We start from the raw sequence: 21,200 nt of genomic DNA on the forward strand, positions 1-21,200 counted from the left end.
CTTGAGCATTTTTGCGCGGGACGCGTGGTCGCAAGCTAGACGCACAGCCTTGCAGGGCTTGTCACTAATCGGGGTGGTCACGCGGCGAGTCTGGTCCGATAGCTGCGGCTGCATTCGACGCGTCTGTCGCACAGCAGCAACGAGGGTCGTCACTTTTGCGCGTACTTTCATTTTCAACTTCTTTTGAATTGAAAGCCTAGGGAGATTGCTCTGAGGAAAAGATGTAAAGCTCCGCGCGTTTTGAAACAGAATGAATCTTTGGCGTGCTGATGCCGGAAGCCGCTGTGGGCTTTTCATTCCGATCTAAAGAGGGTCGGCGATGCTAATTTCATTCTTCAATTCTGCGACGAAAATGAAAACTAAAATATTGCTTTTTCTGACTTCGACCGTCGACCTTCTCTCGAAGCGCGCATCAGGTCTTACTCGAATTGCTCTGATTTTTTGGTGCGGAGCGTTGCCGAATGCGTCGCACGCCGCGACCTCGTATTACCCGACTTTTGGACCCGGCGAGACTGCAGAAACCGTCTGCAGGGCGACCATTGAGAGCATGGATAGGAGCAGCACTAATGGCACACGATATCTTTACGTAAATTCCTTTTACACCGAAACCTTGCCGCCTGGGTACTATAGTAAAAACATTACTTGCGTTGTCGATCAAATCGAGCAAATTCCGCCCAACTCCCGTTGGGATTTTTGGGGTGGAAATGCTTGGGCTTGTCCAGTTGGCGGTACGAGGAGTCTTTCTTCTGGCTTATGCGAAGGCGCCCCTGATTGTCCCTCAGGCTCTGAGAGGGATCTGGCAACGGGTGAATGTCGAGTATCGTCTCCGCCAGAGCCTCAATCGAATAGCTGCAAAAATGACGGATTCTCGTTCGGCAACCCAATCATTCCCAGTAGTTCGGAAAAAATTCGCATCGAAGTCGATTTGACAGAAGATGGTCCTCATCCAATATCTTTTGCTCGAAATTACCGCAGCAACTGGGGAATGGACCCATCGAGAAGTGGCGAAGCACTTAGTCGACCATGGGGGCACAACCACAGTACCGTATTAAAGATTGACTCGTCGGACTCTGTAGGTAATCCCTTGGCAGTTTCGATTATTAGTCCAGAAGGCTATGCGCGTTCGTTCACTCGTGCAGATGCGTCGTCGGTGTGGATCACGAACAACAGCAACGACACACTTTCAGGAACATCCACTTGGTTGTATCGACGTTCGGAAGACGATGTCACGCAAAGCTTTAATTCGGTTGGACATCTCATTTCTCAGACAGAGCGGAATGGATGGATCACCAATTACACGTATGATGATCAGCGTCGCTTGTCAGTAATCGAAGCCCCTTTTGGCCGAATTGTGTCGCTAAGCTATAACGGCACGGGGCAGCTTGTAAGTGTTTCTTCTGCGAGTGGAAAATCGATCGCCTACACATATGACGGTATTGGGCGGCTTAGCTCGGTCATCTATCCCGATTTGAAGTCACGTTCATTTCTATATGAAAATGCGAGCTTCCCTTACGCTCTGACAGGTATCGTAGACGAGACTGGCTCGCGGTGGGGCACCTTTTCTTACGACAGTCTCGGGAGAGCAGCTAGCACGGAATTAGCGGGAGGTGCTGATCGATATTTGGTGAGCTACCCGTCGGCGGGGTCGGCCATCGTCACCGATCCGCTAAATACGAGTCGCACTTATAAATATGGCGCGCTCGCAAAGAAGCTCGCAATTATTGAAGGTTCATTGCCTGCTGCGGGACGCAAGAGCGATGCTGCAAGTCGTGTGCAAGCCGCAAATGGCTTGACGACGGCCGAAACCGATTTCAAGGGCGTAACAACCACAACAGCATGGGACACTGATCGCCGGCTTCCTATCTCTGTGACCCGCGCAGTTGGCACCCCCGAAGCCCAGACCAGCACCATACAGTGGCACGCCACATGGGCGTTGCCGGTACTCGTCACCGAAGCCGGCCGCACTACCGCGAACACTTATGACGCCCAGGGTCGGCCTCTTACGCAGACTGTCACTCACACCGCCGCAGGCAACAAGATCCAGACCACCAGTTGGACTTACAACCCGCAGGGTTTGATCGCCACCGAGACCGCGCCAAACGGTGCCCTTACCAGCTACGCTTACGACCCCTTCGGCAATGTCATCAGCTCCACCAATGCCTTGGGCCAGGTCACAAGCTATACCTATGACAGCGCCAATCGCATGCTCAGCCAGACCGAGCCCAATGGCCTGGTCACCACTTACACATGGGATATCCGTGACCGCCTGCTCACGCGGACCGTCGGCGGCCAGCAGACCACCGCGCTGACCTATACCCCTTTCGGCGCACTAGCTACCCTCACGTTGCCCACCGGCCTGAGCGTGAGCTACAACTACGATGCTGCGCATCGCCTGAGCGGTTGGAGCAACAACCGCAGCGAAAGCGGCAGCTTTACGCTCGATGCCATGGGGAACCGCATCGGCGAGCAGATCGTCGATAGCGCGGGCGCTACGGCTTGGACGGCCGCGCACACGATCAACAACACTAACCGCCTGACCGCCAAAACCAATGGTTCGAACCAGACCAACACTTTTGGCTACGATGCGAATGGCGAGCTAATAAGCGAAACCGACGGAGCGAACGCAACCACGCGTTATGGACTTGACGGGCTGCGCAGGGTAAAGACGGTCACTAAGCCTACGACGGCACTTTCCACCCTGACGTATGACGCGCTTGACTCTGTCACGCAAGCCAGCGACTTCAAAGGCGTGGCCACCACTTACGCCCGCGATGCGCAAGGCAATGCCACCGCGGAGAGCAGCACCGACATCGGTACGCGCAGCACCACCTACGACGCGCTGGGCCTGCCCAGCCAGATTGTTGATGCGCTGGGCCAAGCCACGACCATCCAACGCGATATCTTGGGCCGCCCGACGCAACTGACCTTTGCCGACGGAAAAATTACAACCCTACGCTACGACCTCACGGGTAGCAACTACAACGCTTCCGCCAATGCCAGCATTGGCTACTTGAGCGAGATTCAGGATCGCGCCGGCATCACTAGTTATCAGCGTGATGTCTTCGGTCGTGTCGTGCGCAAGACCCAGACGCTGCTTAACGGTGGGGCCGGCGTCGCGAGCTACAGCTATAACACCGCGGGCCTGTTGAGCAGCATCCAGTATCCCGGCGGGGCTGACCATATTCTGCAGAGTTTCTACGACGGTACTGGTCGGCTCACTGGGATGAACTGGCGCGGCGAGCCGCTGCTTACTGGCATCACTTGGAATCCGATGGGGCAGCCCAACGGATGGACCTGGGCCTTTGGCGCTGCCAACGGCCTCAATGGCGTCAACCTCGCCACCACACGTAGCTACGACACCGCTGGGCGCCTGACCAACGTCACCGCTGATGCTCAGACGGTCCTGAGCTACACCTACAACTCTGCTGGGCGCGTAGCGTCACTCAGCCAGTTGTTGGTAGAACCGTCTCAGTCCTGGGACCCGAATTCGCCGCTCTCCTTGAACATGCGGACGTGGAACGTCCGCTACAACGGCCACAGCGCTATTGACTCCTTCAATCGCACCGGCACACCCACCGTCACCGCTGACTACTCGTACGATGACAATGGGAGTCTAGCTTCGGCACAGAGAAACCGTGGGGGCGTCGAGTCGAACCGTTACTACCGCTTCGCGGCAAATCGGTATGCAAGCTTTGATCAGTCGATCGGTGGCACATGGACCAGCGTGACATTCGCCTACAACGCCAACGGCGATATGACCGGTGACGGTCTGCGGACCTACACCTACGATGCCGAGGGACGCCTTGCCACCGCCACCACAGGTGCCACCGACAGCAGCCCGACGACACGGTATGCACACAACGCCCTCGGCCAGCGTGTCTTCAAGACCGAGCCGCTGTACCCGCCGAGCCAGGGCGACGAAGCCGCCCCGGGCTTCTGGAGCGGCCTGGTGGCGTTCTTCAGCAAGTTGTGGAGCCCGGCCACCACGGAAGCCGAGCAGCTCGGCTTCGCGTACGTCTACGACGAGAACGGCAGCCTGATCTCGGAGGCCGGCAGCGGCGGGGCGAACAGCGCGGGGGAGAGTCAGTACATCTACCTGCCGACGGCGAACGGACCGATGCCGATCGTGGCGGTGATCAACGGCAACACCTATGCGGTACACAGCGACCATCTGAACACGCCGCGCAGGCTCAGCAATGCGGAGGGGCAGGCGGTCTGGCAGTGGAGCTACAGCGCGTTCGGGGAGGACAAGCCGACGATCGCGAAGTACAGGTTCGCCGATCTGGAGGTCACGCCAAATCCGGGCACGACGAACATCTCGGAGGTGAAGTTCAATCTGCGGTATCCGGGGCAGTATGCGGATGAAGAAAGCGGGCTCTTCTACAACGGTTTCAGAACTTACGATCCCCGGCTGGGGCGCTACACGCAAGGTGACCCGATTGGACTCGACGGCGGCTGGAACCGGTTTGGTTACGTGTATGGCAACGCGCTGAGCTACGTTGATCCACTGGGTTTACAGGTTCCGATGCCTCCGCCGCCAATGCCGTGGGCCCCGGGTACGCCGAACCCAGGTCTTGAGGGGAGCAAGAATATTGCGAATCAACTGAGCCGGGCGATTGAGGGTCGTGACAAGCGAGAGAAGACGTATCAGACATACACTCGTTGGAACCCCCTCACCGGGCAGTGCTACACAGGTCGAACGTCGGGTTATGGCACTCCGCAGGAAAACATCAGAGATCGCGCATATGGACAGCCTCTGCTCAATGCCGAAAAATTTCTACCACCCGTGCTGGATCGATCATCCTCAAGCTACAACGCGATCCGTGGACGAGAACAACAAGTAATGGAATTGAATGGTGGCGCTCGAAGCAGTGGTGGAGATTCGAGGAATATGATCAATGGGATCTCGCCCGGCAACTTGGCTGGACCGCTGATCTACATACCGAGCGCGAACCGAGAATTTGGTCCTCCAGTTCCTGCTGGCAGGTGCACTTGCCAATAGTAGGATGAAATGAGAAGCAGCCTTTCACCAGAAGACTATGAGCAGTTAAAGAAGTTCTTTATCTGCTACGTTGAGCTATTCGTCCCCCCAACGCACCGCAGCCACGAGCCTGAGCATCAGCCCTTAGCGTTCCTTAGCAACCTGGAAAAGACCTCTGTCTCCTATGCCAAGAAGGGCTTACAGATGGCGGTCAACGATGTTGTTGAAATGTGTTCGGATTGGACGCCCGAGCAGCTTGCTGAAGCTGACGCGAAGTTCAGCGCGGCCGGGACCTTCACCCTCAGTGAAGTCAGGAGGCGCTACTCAAAGAAGTATCTGCAGATACTTAAGCGAGGGGTGATTCGCTCCGAGACGGAGTACTACTTGGTTAAGGGCATCATTGACGGTAGTGGTATCGAACCCGGAGCGACAGAGTCGACCCAGCTGCAGGCCATGCTCAACGAGTATGAAACGCGGCTCTCCGCGTCTGACCGACCCACGTGAGAGATTACGCTGCTGTGCCGTGCGCTAGATTCACGCCGCCGGTTCTTTCTCACCCCACAGGGTGACGGACTGGACCTTCCGAGAGAACCGCACCGAATTTGATGGCCATCTTCGCGATCTCGGCAAGCCCGTGTTCCGTGATGCGAAGCACCATGACCAAGCGGGATGAAGCGTAGGGCGCGCCCGGCTTGCGAAGCGCTATTTCGGCTTCAATCAGTCCGATAGCCACGAGCACCGAGACGGATCGGATTTCTTCCGGGCAGGCAACGCGGACCGGAAGCTGCACATGCTGCAGCCTCATCAGGAACAAGAGCGGCATTCGAGTCTCCGAGTGCCGGCGTTTGCTCTGTTCGAAATACCAGCCGGCTTGGTCGCCGGAATGTAGCCGCAATTGCAACCAAGTCGCAATTATTTAATTATCAAATAGCATCAATTTTGTGCACTGCATCCCGCGCGGGCTCAGATGAACGAAGGCGCGAATCACTGCCACCGCCGTTCGCGAACCCCAAAGAATCGCCTTTGGCATTAATCGGCACCGGCGTTGGCAGAGTCGTCCCACACGGCCCCCAGCACCACCCGGATATGCGACGCGACCGCAGCCAGCCGCGCATCGGACACCGCCACGGGCGGCGCGTCATCGAGGTGGTTGGCGAGCGCCTGGAGCTCGGCTGTTGATTGCCACCGAAAAATGACCCGGCTAACGCGCTAATTTCCGTCTAAGACTGACCCACGTAAAACTCTACCCTGCTCATTTTTAAGGCAGGGGATCCTAGGAGTGATAGACGTGGCGACATTGAGTGTCATCAGACGCTGGGCCCTGCGCGAGCAGATGTCCATTCGCGAGATAGCCAGGCGTACAGGCCTGTCTCGCAACACCGTAAAGAAGTACCTGCGAGCCGGCGAAGAAGCGCCGCGCTACGCCAAGCGGGCGAGCTCAAGCAAGCTCGATCCCTATGCCGAGAAGCTCGCGACCTGGCTCGCGATCGAGGCCACCAAATCGCGGAAACAGCGGCGCAATCTGCGCCAGATCCACACACTCAATCCAAAAAGGAGAACATCAAGCACTTATCCACACCGTGAAGCCCTCGGGCTCACAAAGCGGGTGGGTCAGTATTCGATGGAAATCTCGGGTCAGAGATCGGTGGAATTCAACATCGGATTTCGTCTCCAACGCCGACGCAGCATGAGCGGTGTACCTCCAACTCCCGATTTCCCGTAAGCGTGACGATCTTCCGGTCCGTCTGCGCGCGCACTTTTTCTACGATGCCCGTGAAATCGAGCGCTGCTGCAGAGGGGTCGGGTAAAAGCGACAAATGGTTCATCAAGACTTTGGGTGGATGGACAGCGGCCGAGCCTACCGGGAGCGCGGCTCTTCCTCTAGGTGCGCGGCCTGCGCGCGCGGCGCGGGCGAACCCCCGATTATCCGTTACACGCGGTGCCGAGCCCATGCTCGGCTGGTTCGCCTTCCATGGTGGTGGCCTTGCGGAAGCTCTTACGTGCTAGGCGTCAAATGAGTGAGATGAGTCAGCTCAAGCTGAGCCGAAAAGCTCGGCCGACCGCAGGCGTTTTTCTTCTGCGAAAGTTCGGGCGGCCGTTAACGATCTCGCCGCATCTTTCGCTTTGGACGGAAGTCCTTCAGTCAGCTACTGCAAATTTCCAGAACAACCCATACTTGGAGCCCGCATGACGCCTTCAACTCCTCCCACCCCCACCCCCACTACGACCGCCTAATCACCGCAGCCCGCGCCCTCCCACCACTCCGCGTCGCAGTCGTCCACCCAGCCAACGCCGTCTCCCTCGAAGCAGCCCTCGCTTCAGCCGCACTCGGCCTCATCGCCCCCACACTCATCGGCCCCCGCGCAAAGATCGAAGCCGCGGCACGCGAGGCGAATGCAGACCTCTCCAACATCCCCATCGTCGACGCCCCGCACAGCCACGCCGCGGCCGACGCCGCCGTCGCCATGGCCCTGCGCGGCGAGGTCGATGCGTTGATGAAGGGCAGCCTGCACACCGACGAGCTGATGGGCGCGGTGGTGCGGCGCGAAGGCGGGCTGCGCACGTCGCGGCGCATCAGTCACTGCTTTGTGATGGACGTTCCGGGGCACCCGCAGCCGCTGATCATTTCAGACGCGGCCATCAACATTGCGCCCACGCTCGACGAAAAGGTCGACATCGTGCAGAACGCAATCGACCTTGCGCATGCGTTGCAGATGCCCGCGGTGCGGGTGGCAATTCTCTCGGCCACTGAAACGGTGAGCACCAAGGTGCCTTCCACGCTGGATGCGGCGGTGCTGTGCAAGATGGCCGACCGCGGGCAGATTACCGGCGCAGAGGTCGACGGGCCGTTGGCCATGGACAACGCCATCGACCCGGAGGCGGCGCGCATCAAGGGCATCGTGTCGCCGGTGGCGGGCCGTGCCAATGTGCTGATCGTGCCCAGCCTGGACGCGGGCAACATGCTGGCAAAGAGCCTCACCTTTCTGGGCGGGGCGTATGCGGCGGGCATTGTGCTGGGCACGCGGGTGCCGGTCATCCTGACGAGCCGGGCCGACTCGGAGCCGGCGCGCCTGGCCTCTTGCGCGGTAGCGTCGATGCTGGCCAAGGCGGGGCGCGAGCGACTCATCAAGGCGGTGGGCTGACGCCTCTTTTCCAGGCCCGGCGGCAACCCGCATTTGTATGCCGGCGCACCGCTAACCCCCAATAGGTAGTTCTCCCTCGTTTCAGGCTGCACTGCACCACCCAAACTGCTGCCAAAGGCGCATCATCGCCTTGGGCGAACCCGCGTTGCAGACCGTGTGCGAGGCAGAGCATGACAAGGTTCAAGAAGGTCTTCTGGATCGGCACTGGGCTCGCCGTGCTGGGTGCGCTCGGTGCCTTTCTGGTGGTCAATGAACTGAAGACTTCGCGGCTGCAATCTGCCCTGTGGCGCGACTTTTCCGCCGGCGCCACCTTCAGCGTCGATTCGGGCCCCAGCAACGCCATCCGCTTTCCGCAAACGGGGCCTTACGACGAGCGAATGGGCTATCACGATCTGCCCCGCTTCATCGAGCAGCTCGGGCCGCACGGCTTCACCATCACCCGGCAGGCGCGCATGTCGCCGCGGCTCATCGAGCTGCAGGAGCACGGGCTTTTTACGCCCTACCGCGAAAAGAACCAGGCCGGCCTTACGGTGCGCGACTGCCGCAACACGGCGCTGCTGCACACGCGGGTGCCGCAGCGCGCGTACGAGCGCTTTGAAGAGGTGCCGCCGCTCTTGGTGAGCAGCCTGCTGTTCGTCGAAGACCGCCACCTGCTCGACGCGGAGCCGCCGCAGCGCAACCCGGCGCTCGACCCCGAGCGTTTTGCCAAGGCCGCGCTGGAGCATGGGCTGCGGGTGTTCAGCCCCAGCCAGTCCGCCACGGGCGGCAGCACGCTGGCCACGCAAATCGAAAAGTACCGCCATTCGCCGCACGGCCGCACGGGATCGGTGCGCGAAAAGCTGCGGCAAATGGCGTCTGCATCGGTGCGGGCCTATCAAGACGGAGACGACACGCTGGCGCGGCGCCGGCAGATCGTGGTCGACTACCTCGACACGGTGCCGCTGGCCGCGCGCCCCGGCATGGGCGAAGTGCACGGCATGGGCGACGGGCTGTGGGCCTGGTACGGGCGCGACTTCAGGGAGGTAAACCGCCTGCTGGCCGACCAGGCGGAGGGCGCCGCCCCCACGCCCGATGCGCTGCGGCGCCAGGCGCAGGCCTTCAAGCAGGCGCTGTCGCTGATGATTGCGCAGCGCCGCCCGTCGCAGCACCTGCTGGGCGACGGCGCAAGCCTTGGCCGGCTCACCAACAGCTACCTGCGGCTGATGGCCGAGGCGGGCGTTATTTCGCCCACGCTGCGCGATGCGGCGTTGCCCCTGCCCTTGCACCTGCGGCCCGAGCTGCCCCCGACCGCGCGGCCCGACTTCGTTCAGCGCAAGGCCACGAGCGCGCTGCGCACCCACATCTCCACCCTGCTCGACGTGCCGCGCGCCTACGACCTGGAGCGGCTCGACCTGGAGGCCGAAACCAGCCTGGACGGCGAGGCGCAAGCGCTGGCGGCGCAGGTGCTGGCCGGCCTGCGCACGCCGGCAGCGGCCAAGGCGGCGGGGTTATACGGCCCGCACCTGCTGGATTCGGGTGCCGACCCGAGCCCGCTGGTCTACAGCTTCACGCTGTTCGAGCGCGGCCCGCAGGGCAGCCTGCTGCGGGTTCAGGCAGACAGCATCGACCAGCCCTTTGACGTGAACCAGGGTGCGCGGCTGGACTTGGGCTCTACCGCCAAGCTGCGCACGCTGGTGAGCTACCTCGAGCTGGTGGCGGAGCTGCACGGCCGCTGGGCCGGCCTGGGCACCGCGCAGCTCACGGCGCTGGCGCCCAGCCCGCGCGACCCGTTGGGCGTGTGGGCGCGGCAGCACCTGTTGCGCGCCAAGGACAAGCGCCTGGCGCCCATGCTCGAAGCGGCCATGGATCGCAAATATTCGGCCAACCCGGGCGAAGCCTTCTTCACCGGCGGCGGCCTGCACCAGTTCGAAAATTTCGAGCGCTCGCGCAACAACGAGTTCATCACCGTGCGCGAAGGCTTCAAGCATTCGATCAACCTGGTGTTCATTCGCCTGATGCGCGACGTGGTGCGCCACCGCATGTTCGGCGGCGAATCAGACGCCGAGCAACTGCTCAAAGACCCGGCCGACCCGCGGCGGCGCGAACTGCTCGTGCGCTTTGCGGACCGCGAGGGCTCGGCCTTTTTGATGCGCTTCTATCGCAAGTACCAACGCCTGCCGGCCGCCGATGCCCAGGCCTTGCTGCTGCGCGGCGTAAGGCCTTCGGCGCCGCGCCTGGCCAGCGTGCTGTTCACCGTGGAGCCTGAGGCCGACGAGGCTCGGCTCGAAGAACTGCTCACGCAGAAGCTGGGCCGCGCATACGACAGCTCGCCGCGCGAACTGCGGGCGCTGCGCACCACCTACGCCAACCTGTCGCTGGCAGACCGCGGCTACGTGGCGCGCGTGCATCCGCTGGAGCTGTGGCTGGTGGGCTATTTGCAAAAGCACCCCGGCGCCACGCTGACCGATGTGTTGAACGCGAGCACCAGCGAACGGCAAGAGGTCTACGCCTGGCTCTTCAAGACGCGCCACAAGAGCGCGCAAGACACGCGCCTGCGCGAGCTGATAGAGATCGACGCGTTCGCGCAAATCCACCGCTCGTGGCAACGCCTGGGCTATCCGTTCGAATCGCTCACGCCTTCATACGCAAGCGCCATCGGCGCATCGGGCGACCGGCCGGCCGCACTGGCGGAGCTGATGGGCATCATCGCCAGCGACGGCATGCGCCAGCCGGTGCAGCGCGTGGGCTCATTGCACTTTGCGCGCGACACCCCTTACGAAACACGGCTGGAGCCGCGCAACGCCAGTGCCGAGCAGGTGCTGCCCGCGGAGGTGGCCGCCACCGTGCGCCAAGCGCTGGTCCAGGTGGTGCAAGACGGCACGGCCCGCCGGCTTAAGGGCGTGCTGGTGGATGCGAACGGCCGCGCGCTCGAAGTGGGCGGCAAGACCGGCACTGGCGACCACCGCTACGGCCACACCGGCGGGGGGCGCAAGTCTGCGGAGCGCAAGATCAGCCGCTCGGCCACCTTCGCCTTCACCATTGGCGACCGCTACTTCGGCACCATCATGGCCTACGTGCACGAGCCCCATGCCGCGCGCTACAAGTTCACCAGCGCGCTGCCAACGCAGTTGCTCAAGTCGCTGGGGCCGCAGCTGCTGCCGGTGCTGGAGCGCAGCGGCTGCGGCGGCGGTGGCGACTGACGCGCACCCCGCAGGTATAAAAAAAACCGATGCCTGCAACAAGTTATCGATAGCTAAGCTGGAACGTCGAAGCCTCTGAAAGCGCACATGGGCCCACACCCGTGCAGCGAACGAGGTCCTTTTTCTTCATCGATCGACCAGCAGTTGCCACACACGATGACATCTCTCCTCTCCGATGAACGGCCGGCCGACGGCTTGCCTGACCCCACCCTTCTTCCATCACCCGCAGGCCAACTGACACGGCGCGCCTTCATTGCAGAGGGCGGGGCGACCGGCATTGCCGGCGTGCTGGCTTCCGCGCCCATGGCCGCGTCAGCAGCAGCCGCTGCACCGGCAGGGGCGAATGCAGTGCAGCCGCCCTCTTCTTCTACTTCCGTGCCACTGGCGCTGCGCGTCAACGGCAAGAGCCATGCGCTGCAGGTCGACCCGCGCACGACGCTGCTCGACTTGCTGCGCGAGCAGATGGCGCTGCCGGGTACGAAGAAAGGCTGCGACCACGGCCAATGCGGCGCGTGCACGGTGCTCATCAACGGGCGGCGCATCAACTCTTGCCTGGCGCTGGCGCTGTCTTACGACGGAGCGGAGGTCACGACCATCGAGGGGCTGGCGCGCGGCAACGAGCTGCATCCGATGCAGGCCGCCTTCATCAAGCACGATGGCTTCCAGTGCGGCTATTGCACCTCGGGGCAAATCTGCTCGGCGGTCGGCATGCTGCGCGAAGCCGGGCAAGGCGCACCGAGCCATGTCACTGCAGACGTGCGGCGCACCGGGCCCGTGGCGCCGCTGAGCGATGCGGAAATTCGCGAGCGCATGTCGGGCAACATCTGCCGCTGCGGCGCCTACCCCGGCATCGTGGCCGCGGTGCGCGAAGTGAGCCTGATGCCCCGAAGGAGCCGCGCATGAAGCCCTTTGCATTCACCCGCGCCACCGATGTGAACACGGCCGTGCAGGCGGCCAGCCAGCCGGGCGCGAAGTTCCTGGCCGGCGGCACCAACATCGTCGACCTGATGAAGGAAGGCGTGGAAGCGCCGGACCAGCTGGTGGACATCAACCGCCTGCCGCTCGCGGCCATAGAGGCGCAGCCCGCGGGCGGCCTGCGGTTGGGCGCGCTGGCGCGCAACAGCGACACGGCCAACCACCCCCAACTGCGCACGCGCTACCCGCTGGTGGCGCAAGCCATTCTTGCGGGCGCCTCGGGCCAGTTGCGCAATGCCGCAACCAACGGCGGCAACCTGCGCCAGCGCACGCGCTGCCCCTACTTCTACGACGTGACCCAGCCCTGCAACAAGCGCGAGCCGGGCACGGGCTGCAGCGCGCTGCAGGGCTTCAACCGCAACCATGCGGTGCTGGGCACCAGCCCCAAGTGCATTGCCTGCTATCCCGGCGACATGGCGCAGGCGCTGCACGCGCTCGACGCGGTGGTGCAGCTGCAGGGGCCATCGGGCCGCAGGGCCATACCGATTGCGCAGTTTCATCGCCTGCCGGGCGACACGCCCGAGCTCGACGCCAACCTTGCGCCGGGCGAGCTCATCACGGCCATCGACCTGCCGGCCGAGAGCGCCCGCTTCGCGCAGCGCTCGCACTACCTGAAGGTACGCGACCGGGCCAGCTATGCCTTTGCGCTGGTGTCGGTGGCGGCTGCGCTCGACATGGAGGGCAACCGCATCCGCCAGGCGCGCATCTGCCTTGGCGGCGTGGCCCACATGCCGTGGCGCGCACGCGAGGCCGAGTCGCTGCTGCAAGGCGCCGAGCCCGGCATGCCGCTGTTCCGCCAGGCGGCGGAGGCCGCATTGGCCGGTGCCACCGGCTTAGAGCACAACCGCTTCAAGATCGAACTGGCCAAGCGCGCCGTGGTGCGCGCGCTGGAAACCACGAGCAGGAGCACCGCATGAACAGACAAGCCCTCCCCCTCGTCGGGCAACCGGTCGACCGCGTGGACGGCCGCCTGAAAGTGACCGGCCAGGCCCGCTATGCGGCTGAGTTTTCTTATCCGGGGCTGGTGCACGGCGTTTCGCTGGGCAGCACCGTGGCAGCCGGGCGCGTGCGCGACATCGACACCACGGCGGCAGAAAAAGCGCCCGGCGTGCTGCTGGTGCTCACGCACAAGAACGTTCCCAAGATGCCGCCGCCCCCGCCCGAAACGCCGCAGAACCGCTTCACGCGCGCCACGCCGCTGCTGCAAGACACCGTCATTCATCACCACGGCCAGCTCATCGGCTTCGTGGTGGCAGAGACCATCGAGCAGGCGCGCCATGCGGCCACGCTGGTGAAGGTGAGCTACGACGCGGCCGAGCCGCGCATCGGCTTCGATGCCAACGTGCGCAACGCCTACGCGCCGGCCGCCATCAACGCGGGTTACAAGACCGACACGCGGCGCGGCGACATCGACCAAGGCCTGAAGGCCGCGGCGGGCACCGTCGACGCGGTGTACAACACCCCCATCGAGCACCACCACCCGATGGAGATGCACTCCACCGTGGCAATGTGGGAGGGCGACAGCAAGGTGACGGTGCATCACTCGCTGCAGATGGTGGGCGAGGCCGCCCCCGCCATTGCATCGACCTTCGAGATTCCGCGCGAGAACGTGCGCGTGGTGTGCCCGTTTGTGGGCGGCGGCTTCGGCAGCAAGATCCTCACGCGCGACAACGCCATGCTCACGGTGCTGGCCGCGCGCATGGTGAAGCGGCCTGTCAAGCACATGCTCACGCGGCAGCAAATGTTCATGGTGGTGGGCCTGCGCCAGCACAACCGCCAGCACATGCGGCTGGGCGCCGACGCGGGCGGCCGGCTTACGGGGCTGGGGCACGACACCGTCACCCACACTTCGGTGCATGAAGAGTTCGTGGAGCAAACCGGCGTCATCTCGCGAATGATGTACAACGTGCCGAACTCGCAGGTCACCCACCGCGCCTTTCGCCTCAACGTGCAAACGCCCAAGTGGACGCGCGCACCGGGCGAGGCACCGGGCAGCTTTGCGCTCGAATCGGCCATGGACGAGCTTGCCGTGCAGCTGAAGATCGACCCGGTGGAGCTTCGCGTGCGCAACGACGTGATGACCGACCTCGACACGGGCAAGCCCTTCGGCAGCCGCTCGCTCATCGAATGCATGCGCATCGGCGCCGAAAAATTCGGCTGGAGCAACCGCAGCGCGACACCCCGCAGCCGCAGGCAGGGCCACTGGCTCGTGGGCTACGGCATGAGCGCCGCATCGCGCGGCGCGCCGCACCGCGGTGCTTCGGCCAACCTGCTGCTCACGCGCACCGGCCGCAATGTGCGGGCGGTGGTCGAAATGTGCGCGACCGACCTGGGCACCGGCAGCTACACCGTCATTGCGCAAACCGCCGCCGAGGCGCTGGGGCTGCCGCTCGACAGGGTCGAAGTGCAGCTCGGCGATTCGGCGCTTCCGCCCACGCCGGGTTCGGGCGGCTCCTGGGGTGCCAACACTTTTTGTACCGCCGCTCTTGCGGTCTGCGAAGCGGCCAAGCAGCAGTTGCGCGAGAAGGTGAGCCTGCGCTTCGTGCGCGAGCCCAGCGTGGCGGAGCTGCTGCAGGCGGCCCAGCTGAACGAATGGCGCGCCAGCAACACGGCCGTGCCGGGCGCGGACATTGCCACCTGGTCGCACTACGCCTTCGGCGCCAACTTTGCCGAAGTGTGGGTGGACGAAGACCTGGGCCTGGTCCGCGTGCCGCGCTACCTGGCGGCGATTGCGGCCGGGCGCATTCTCAACCCCAAGACGGCGGCGTCGCAGATCATCGGCGGCGTGGTCTGGGGCATCGGCAATGCGCTGATGGAAGAGTCGGTGCTCGACGAGCGCCGCGGCCACTTCGTCACGCGCACCCTGGCCGACTACCACGTGCCCGTGAACGCGGACATCGGCGATGTGCAGGTGCTCTTCGCGCCCGAGACCGACACGCGGGTCAACCGCATGGGCGTCAAGGGCGTGGGCGAAATCGGCATCACCAGCGTGGCCGCCGCCATTGCCAACGCGGTGTACAACGCCACCGGCCGGCGCGTGCGCGACCTGCCCATCACGCCCGACAAACTGCTGACGCCCATCCAGGCATGACGAAGTAGCCGGGAAGAAGCAAACTCGGAGGCCTTGCAAAGAAAAAGGGGCCTCCGATGCAAATCCGCGAACTCGCCACCGGCCTGCAGTTTCCCGAAGGGCCCATCGCCATGGACGACGGCTCGGTGCTGCTGGTTGAAATTGCGCGCGGCACGCTCACGCGCGTGCGGCACGACGGGCTGGTGCAGGTGGTGGCCGACCTGGGCGGCGGCCCCAATGGCGCGGCCATGGGGCCCGACGGCGCGGTGTACGTGTGCAACAGCGGCGGCTTTCGCTGGCACACCGAGGCCGACGGTTGCCACCGCCCCGTGGGCCAGGCCGAAGACTATTCGGGCGGCCGCATCGAGCGCGTGAACCTTTCCACCGGCTATGCCGAGCGGCTGTACGACACGGTCGACGGCGCTGCGCTGCGCGGGCCGAACGACATCGTGTTCGACGCGCAAGGCGGCTTCTACTTCACCGACCTGGGCAAGACGCGCGACCGCGACATGGACCGCGGCGGCGTGTTCCATGGTCACAGCGACGGCAGCGCCGTGCTTGCCGTCGTGCGGCCGGCCATGACGCCCAACGGCATCGCGCTGTCTCCGGACGGGCGCACGCTCTATTACGCGGAAACCGAAGGCGCGCGGCTCTGGGCCTTCGACATCACGGCACCCGGCAGGCTGCGCAAGGACGGCTGGCCCTCGCCGCACGGCGGGCGCATGCTCTGCGCATCGCCCGGCGGGCACTACCAGCGCTTCGACTCGATGGCCGCCGATGCGCTGGGCAACCTTTGCGTGGCCACGCTGCTGCACGGCGGCATCACCATCGTCGCGCCGGACGGCAGCACCTGCGAGCACGTGCCGCTGCCTGATCGCTACACCACCAACATCTGCTTTGGCGGGCGCGACATGCGCACGGCCTACGTCACGCTGTCGGGCAGCGGACGGCTGATTGCCATCGACGATTGGCCGACGCCGGGACTCAGGCTCAACTACCAGGCCTGAGGGTTCGCGCGGTGTGCCGCGCAATCACGGCCTCTTCGTCGGTCTTGAACACCCAGGCGCTCACAGGACTCTCGGGCGTGGTCAGCCGCGTGGCGCCTTCAGCGTTGGCAGCGGCATCCACGTTCACGCCCAGCCAGTCGCATTCTTCGAGAATGCGCTCGCGCAGCGCGGCGGCGTTTTCGCCGATGCCGCCGGTGAACACGATGGCATCGACACCGCGCAGCGCCGCGGCAAGGCTGCCCATGTGCTGAAGCACCTGCTCGACGAAGTGCGTGATGGCTTCGGCGGCCGCAGGCATTTTTGAAGCCTCGAGTTCGCGCATGTCGCTGGACACGCCCGAAAGCCCCAGCAGGCCCGACTCGCGGAACAGCAGCTTCTCGACCTCATCAGCCGACATGCCGCGCGAGCGCATCAGGTACAGCACCACGGCCGCATCGAGCCGGCCGCAGCGCGTGCCCATGGTGAGGCCGTCGAGCGGAGAAAAGCTCATCGTCGTCGCGACCGATCGGCCTTGCGCCATGGCGCACATCGAAGCCCCATTGCCCAGATGCGCAACGATCACGCGTTGTTGCGCGAGCTGCGGCGCATGCTCGGCGAACTGCGCCACGATCGATTCATAAGACAGCCCGTGAAAGCCGTAGCGGCGCACACCCGCATCGTGCAGCGCGCGCGGCAGCGCGAAGCGGCGGTTCACGTCGGGCTGCGTGGCGTGAAAGGCGGTGTCGAAGCACAGCACCTGCGGCACGCCGCTGAAGGCCTGCATGGCGGCGCGCACGCCCGCAAGGTTGTGCGGCTGGTGCAGCGGTGCCAGCGGCTCCAGCGCGGCCAACTCGGCAAGCACCGACTCATCGGCGCGCACCGGCTCCATGAAGCTGCCGCCGCCGTGCACGATGCGATGGCCCACCGCGGCAATGCGGGTGGCGTCGTGCTGGCGGGCGTGCCACTCAAGCAGCGCGGCCAGCGCGCCCTGGTGCGAAGCCTGGTCGCCTTCGAGCGCAGCGTCGTGCAGCATGTCGCCGCTTGCATCGTGCACTCGCAGCCTGGGCTTGAGGCCAGTGCCCAGTCCATCGGCCTGGCCCGACCAGCGCGCAACGGGGAGCGAGCCGCCGCTCTCGGCCGCGTCGAACAGCGCGACCTTGATCGATGACGAGCCGGCATTCAGCGTAAGCAGCGAATCGGTCATGAAAAGAGTGTTGAGGCGGGCCCGTTTTCTCGGAGGATCGTACAAGAAAGCTGGACAACCTTGCTAACGGCACGGCGCTTGCGGCGGCAGACTTGTCTTCGGCTTTACGGCCCCGTTCGCTTGACCCTCAACCTGAGACAAAGGAGTTCTGCATGACCAAGCCACGATATCTTTCCAGGCTGCGGGCGCCCGCCCTGGCCGCGGCGCTGCTCAGCCTTGGCGCTCTTGTGCCTTTGCACGCGGCAGCCAATACCGCAGCGTCGCAGCAAGTGGCGGAGAGCAACCGCCAGTTCATTGCCGATGCGTTCACGCAGTGGCAGCAAGGCGGCAAGACCTTCTTCCAGGACGTGCTGTCGCCCGACGTGGTGTGGACCATCAAGGGCACGAGCCCCGTGGCCGGCACCTACCGCGGCCGGCAAGACTTTCTCGACCGTGCGGTAAAGCCGTTTGCCGACCGGTTGTCGGCGCCCATACGCCCCGTGGTGAAAGACATCTGGGCCAACGGCAACGACGTGGTCGTGCATTGGGACGGCACCACCACCGCGGCCGACGGCGTGCCCTACAGCAACAGCTATGTGTGGATCTTCCGCATGAAGGACAGGCGCGCGAGCGAGGTCATCGCCTTTCTCGACCTGGCGCCTTACGACGACGTGCTCCGGCGAGTGCCCGCCCCAAAGTAGGCAACCCTACGGCCTTGCAGGGGCCGGGTACGCCTGCTGGATGAGCATGCGCAGCGTATCCGCCACGCCATGCCGGCCGCCGCGGCGCCAAGCCAGGTGCAGCTCGACGTCGAAGCCGCTCGCATCCTGCAGCGGCTTGAACACCACGCCGGCATAGCGCAGCCTGTGCGCGGAGTGCGGCACCACCGCCACGCCCACGCCCGCGTTCACCAGCGACAGTATCGAGTGCGTGTGGCTCAGCGTTTGCACCACTTCGGGCGCGACACCTTCGGCGCGCAGCCTTCCGGCCACCAACTCATAGAGGTAGCGCGACTCCGACGGGCAGAACTCGATGAAGGCCTGCCCTTCGAGCGCACCGAGCGGAATCGATTCAAGCTGCGCCAGCGGGTGCTCCGCGGGTATCGCAAGCACAAAGGGCTCGCGGAATATGGCGGCCGATTCGGTAAAGCTGCGCGGCGCAAACGGCCGCACGATGCCCAACTCGATGCGGTCGGCGCCAATGGCCTCGATCTGGTCGGCGGTCTGCATCTCGCGCAGCATCACCTGCACGTCTGGCAGCTGGGCACGCACCGTGGCCAGCAGCTGCGGCAGCATGGTGAAGCTGGCCGCGGGAATGAACCCCATGGTCACGCTGCCGGCATCGGCGCGCATGGCGCGGCGCGCGGCCAGCGTGGCCGCCTGGCTGCGGCGCAGGATGTCTTCGGCCTCTCGCAGAAACACCTCGCCGGCGGGCGTGAGCCGCACGCTGCCGCCCGCACGCTCGAGCAGCAGCACGCCCACTTCATGCTCCAGCAGCTGGATCTGCCGCGTGAGCGGCGGCTGCGTCATGTTCAGCGAGGCGGCGGCGCGGCCGAAATGCAGTTCGGTGGCAACGGCCACAAAGCAGCGGAGTTGGGTGAGCTGGAACACGATTCAAATCTTGAATGGCGGCATCCCATGTATGGATTGGACGCTGTTGCCGGTGGCTCCTAGAGTAGCCGTTCTCCGCGCTTCATCCATTTTCCAATCCTGTATTCGACATGAGTTCTTTCCAAGGCCGCGCGTTGCGCGAGGCACTCAACGGCATCTCCGGCATTCTGGTGACGCCCTTCGACGCCAGCGACGCCATCAGCGTTGCACCGCTCAAGCCGGTGGTCGACCGCGCCGTGCAGGCCGGCGTGCATGTGCTGGTTGCCAACGGCAACACCAGCGAGTTCTACGGCCTGCAGGCGCATGAGGCCGAGCGCATGGTGCATGCCACAGCCGAATGCATTGCGGGCCGCGTGCCCCTGTTGGCCGGCGTGGGCCGCAGCGTTCATGAAGCCTGCGCCCTGGCGCGCGCCTCGCGCCAGGCCGGTGCCGACGCGCTGATGGTGCACCAGCCGCCCGACCCTTTTGTTGCGCCGCGCGGCGTGGTGGCGTACCTGCGAAAGATCGCGGACGCGGCCGATGGCCTGCCGATGGTGCTGTACCTGCGCAACGAGAACATCGGCCTGGCCGCCATCGAGGAGCTGTGCCGCATTCCCGAGATCGTGGGCGTGAAGTGGGCCTCGCCCACGCCGCTGGTGCTGGCCGAGGCCATGCGCCGCACCGCAGACCGCCAGTTGGCCTGGGTGGGCGGCCTGGCCGAGGTGTGGGCGCCGCCCTTCTATGCCGTGGGCGCGCGCGGGTTCACCTCGGGCCTCATCAACGTGCTGCCGGAGCGCTCGGTGGCCATCTACAACGCGCTTGAAGCGGCCGACCATGCGCTGGCCATGCGGCTCATCGGCGAGATGCTGCCCTTCGAAGAGCTTCGCGCGCAAGAAAACAACGGCACCAACGTGACCGTGGTGAAGACCGCACTGCAGTTGATGGGCAACGACTGCGGCGCGACCCGTCCGCCTTCGGCCTGGCCGCTGACGGACCACCAGCACCGGCAGTTGCATGCGCTCATGTCGGGCTGGAACCTGCTGCGCTGATCTCTTGCGGCAGTGCGCGGATTCGAAGTTGCCGCTCTCTCTTTCCTTCTCCATAACTATTAAGGACAAACCAATGAACCATCGCCGATCGCTCCTGGCACTTGCCATGCTTCTTCCGCTCTGCGGCGCCGCCAGCGCGCAGAACTTTCCCGCGCGGCCCATCACCATCGTGGTGGGCTCCAGCGCCGGCAGCGCCACCGACGGGCTGGCGCGCGCCATCGGGCTGGAGCTGACCAAGGAAACGGGCCAGCCCGTGATCGTCGACAACCGGGCCGGCGCCTTCGGCGGCATTGCGGCGCAGTTTGTCGCGCGTGCGCAGCCCGACGGCTACACGGTGTTCATGACCACCAACACCACGCAGTCGGCCAACCCCCACCTGCAGAAAAAGCTCTCGTACGACCCGATCAAGGACTTCGCGCCGGTGTCGCTGCTGACCAAGGGCTATCAGCTGCTGGTGGTCAACCCGCAGGTCAAGGCCAACAACGTGGCCGAACTGGTTGCCGCCGCCAAGGCCGCGCCGGGCAAGCTCAACTATGGCTCGGGCAGTTCGTCCGCGCAGGTGGCCACCGAGCTGTTCCAGCAGATGACGGGCACCAAGTTCAACTACGTGCCCTACAAGGCCAACCCGCCGGCAGTGCTCGACCTGGTGGCGGGCCAAACCGACCTGATGATTGCCGACCTTGCCACCACCCTGCCCCACGTCAAGGCGGGCAAGCTGCGCGCACTGGGCGTGAGCAGCCCCAAGCGCCTGCCGCTGGTGCAGGGCGTTCCGGCCATTACCGAATCGCTGCCCGGCTACGAGTTCGGCTACTGGAACGCGCTCTACGCGCCTGCCGGCACGCCGGCCCCGGTGGTGCAGCGGCTGAATGCGCTCATGCACCGCGCCATCGAAACGCCCGCGGTGCAAAAGCTCGTCGAACAGGCCGGCATGGAGGCTGCGCTCTCCACGCCCGATGAACTGGCGCGCTTCCAGCTGGCGGAGCTCAGCCGCTGGGGGCAGATCATCAAGACCGCGGGCATCGCTGCGGAATAAGTGGCATCGCCT

14 protein-coding genes and 1 pseudogene are annotated in these 21,200 nt (G+C 64.4%); 12 read left to right on the top strand and 3 right to left on the bottom strand.

What is annotated here, in order from left to right; all coding sequences use genetic code 11:
• The first annotated feature begins 985 nt into the window (after positions 1 to 985).
• Positions 986 to 5,002 carry an RHS repeat-associated core domain-containing protein gene (locus V9L20_RS12575; RefSeq protein WP_337296847.1) on the top strand — a complete coding sequence of 1,339 codons (4,017 nt, stop codon included), beginning with the start codon at positions 986 to 988 and terminating at the stop codon, positions 5,000 to 5,002.
• A gap of 9 nt (positions 5,003 to 5,011) precedes the next feature.
• Positions 5,012 to 5,485, top strand: coding sequence for a hypothetical protein (locus V9L20_RS12580; RefSeq protein ID WP_337296848.1), 474 nt, complete (start codon positions 5,012 to 5,014; stop codon positions 5,483 to 5,485).
• A gap of 49 nt (positions 5,486 to 5,534) precedes the next feature.
• On the opposite strand, the gene V9L20_RS12585 is transcribed toward V9L20_RS12580, so the two are convergent.
• On the bottom strand, positions 5,535 to 5,804 hold the full coding sequence (locus V9L20_RS12585; RefSeq protein WP_337296849.1) for a hypothetical protein: 270 nt from the start codon (positions 5,802 to 5,804) through the stop codon (positions 5,535 to 5,537).
• A gap of 456 nt (positions 5,805 to 6,260) precedes the next feature.
• Between V9L20_RS12585 and V9L20_RS12590 the strand changes: the two are divergent.
• The 7 genes and pseudogenes from V9L20_RS12590 to V9L20_RS12620 all read left to right on the top strand — a co-directional run.
• Positions 6,261 to 6,518 (top strand): annotated as a pseudogene (locus tag V9L20_RS12590) (helix-turn-helix domain-containing protein); the annotation flags it as partial.
• 619 nt (positions 6,519 to 7,137) lie between these two features.
• Complete coding sequence (locus tag V9L20_RS12595) at positions 7,138 to 8,124, top strand: bifunctional enoyl-CoA hydratase/phosphate acetyltransferase (protein ID WP_443098574.1); 987 nt, start codon at positions 7,138 to 7,140, stop codon at positions 8,122 to 8,124.
• 170 nt (positions 8,125 to 8,294) lie between these two features.
• On the top strand, positions 8,295 to 11,303 hold the full coding sequence (locus tag V9L20_RS12600; protein ID WP_337296850.1) for a transglycosylase domain-containing protein: 3,009 nt from the start codon (positions 8,295 to 8,297) through the stop codon (positions 11,301 to 11,303).
• A gap of 156 nt (positions 11,304 to 11,459) precedes the next feature.
• A complete protein-coding gene (locus tag V9L20_RS12605) occupies positions 11,460 to 12,206 on the top strand; it encodes a 2Fe-2S iron-sulfur cluster-binding protein (protein WP_337296851.1) in 747 nt (248 codons plus the stop codon).
• The gene (locus tag V9L20_RS12610) at positions 12,203 to 13,195 is read left to right on the top strand and encodes an FAD binding domain-containing protein (RefSeq protein WP_337296852.1); all 993 of its coding nucleotides are present in this window, start codon (positions 12,203 to 12,205) and stop codon (positions 13,193 to 13,195) included. Before V9L20_RS12605 ends, V9L20_RS12610 begins: the two co-directional genes overlap by 4 nt.
• Positions 13,192 to 15,369 carry a xanthine dehydrogenase family protein molybdopterin-binding subunit gene (locus tag V9L20_RS12615; RefSeq protein ID WP_337296853.1) on the top strand — a complete coding sequence of 726 codons (2,178 nt, stop codon included), beginning with the start codon at positions 13,192 to 13,194 and terminating at the stop codon, positions 15,367 to 15,369. The genes V9L20_RS12610 and V9L20_RS12615 overlap by 4 nt, the downstream gene beginning before the upstream one ends.
• Before the next feature lie 56 nt (positions 15,370 to 15,425).
• Entirely contained in the window at positions 15,426 to 16,355 is a 930-nt protein-coding gene (locus V9L20_RS12620; protein WP_337296854.1) for an SMP-30/gluconolactonase/LRE family protein, read from the top strand.
• Here V9L20_RS12620 and V9L20_RS12625 read toward each other — a convergent pair.
• Positions 16,339 to 17,538: an acetate/propionate family kinase gene (locus tag V9L20_RS12625; protein WP_337296855.1), complete on the bottom strand. Its 1,200-nt coding sequence runs from the start codon at positions 17,536 to 17,538 to the stop codon at positions 16,339 to 16,341. The two genes, V9L20_RS12620 and V9L20_RS12625, sit on opposite strands and share 17 nt — an antisense overlap.
• Positions 17,539 to 17,690: 152 nt before the next feature.
• Here V9L20_RS12625 and V9L20_RS12630 point away from each other — a divergent pair, with 152 nt between their 5' ends.
• Positions 17,691 to 18,218, top strand: coding sequence for a nuclear transport factor 2 family protein (locus V9L20_RS12630; RefSeq protein WP_337296856.1), 528 nt, complete (start codon positions 17,691 to 17,693; stop codon positions 18,216 to 18,218).
• Positions 18,219 to 18,224: 6 nt separating this feature from the next.
• On the opposite strand, the gene V9L20_RS12635 is transcribed toward V9L20_RS12630, so the two are convergent.
• A complete protein-coding gene (locus V9L20_RS12635) occupies positions 18,225 to 19,127 on the bottom strand; it encodes a LysR substrate-binding domain-containing protein (protein ID WP_337296857.1) in 903 nt (300 codons plus the stop codon).
• Between the two features lie 110 nt (positions 19,128 to 19,237).
• Between V9L20_RS12635 and V9L20_RS12640 the strand changes: the two genes are divergently transcribed.
• Together V9L20_RS12640 and V9L20_RS12645 are read left to right on the top strand one after the other, a co-directional pair.
• Positions 19,238 to 20,155 carry a dihydrodipicolinate synthase family protein gene (locus V9L20_RS12640; RefSeq protein ID WP_157615009.1) on the top strand — a complete coding sequence of 306 codons (918 nt, stop codon included), beginning with the start codon at positions 19,238 to 19,240 and terminating at the stop codon, positions 20,153 to 20,155.
• A 73-nt stretch (positions 20,156 to 20,228) separates the two neighbouring features.
• A complete protein-coding gene (locus tag V9L20_RS12645) occupies positions 20,229 to 21,188 on the top strand; it encodes a Bug family tripartite tricarboxylate transporter substrate binding protein (protein ID WP_337296858.1) in 960 nt (319 codons plus the stop codon).
• Positions 21,189 to 21,200 lie beyond the last annotated feature (12 nt).

The organism is Variovorax sp. CCNWLW225, from assembly GCF_037204045.1.
Taxonomy (GTDB): Bacteria; Pseudomonadota; Gammaproteobacteria; order Burkholderiales; family Burkholderiaceae_C; genus Variovorax.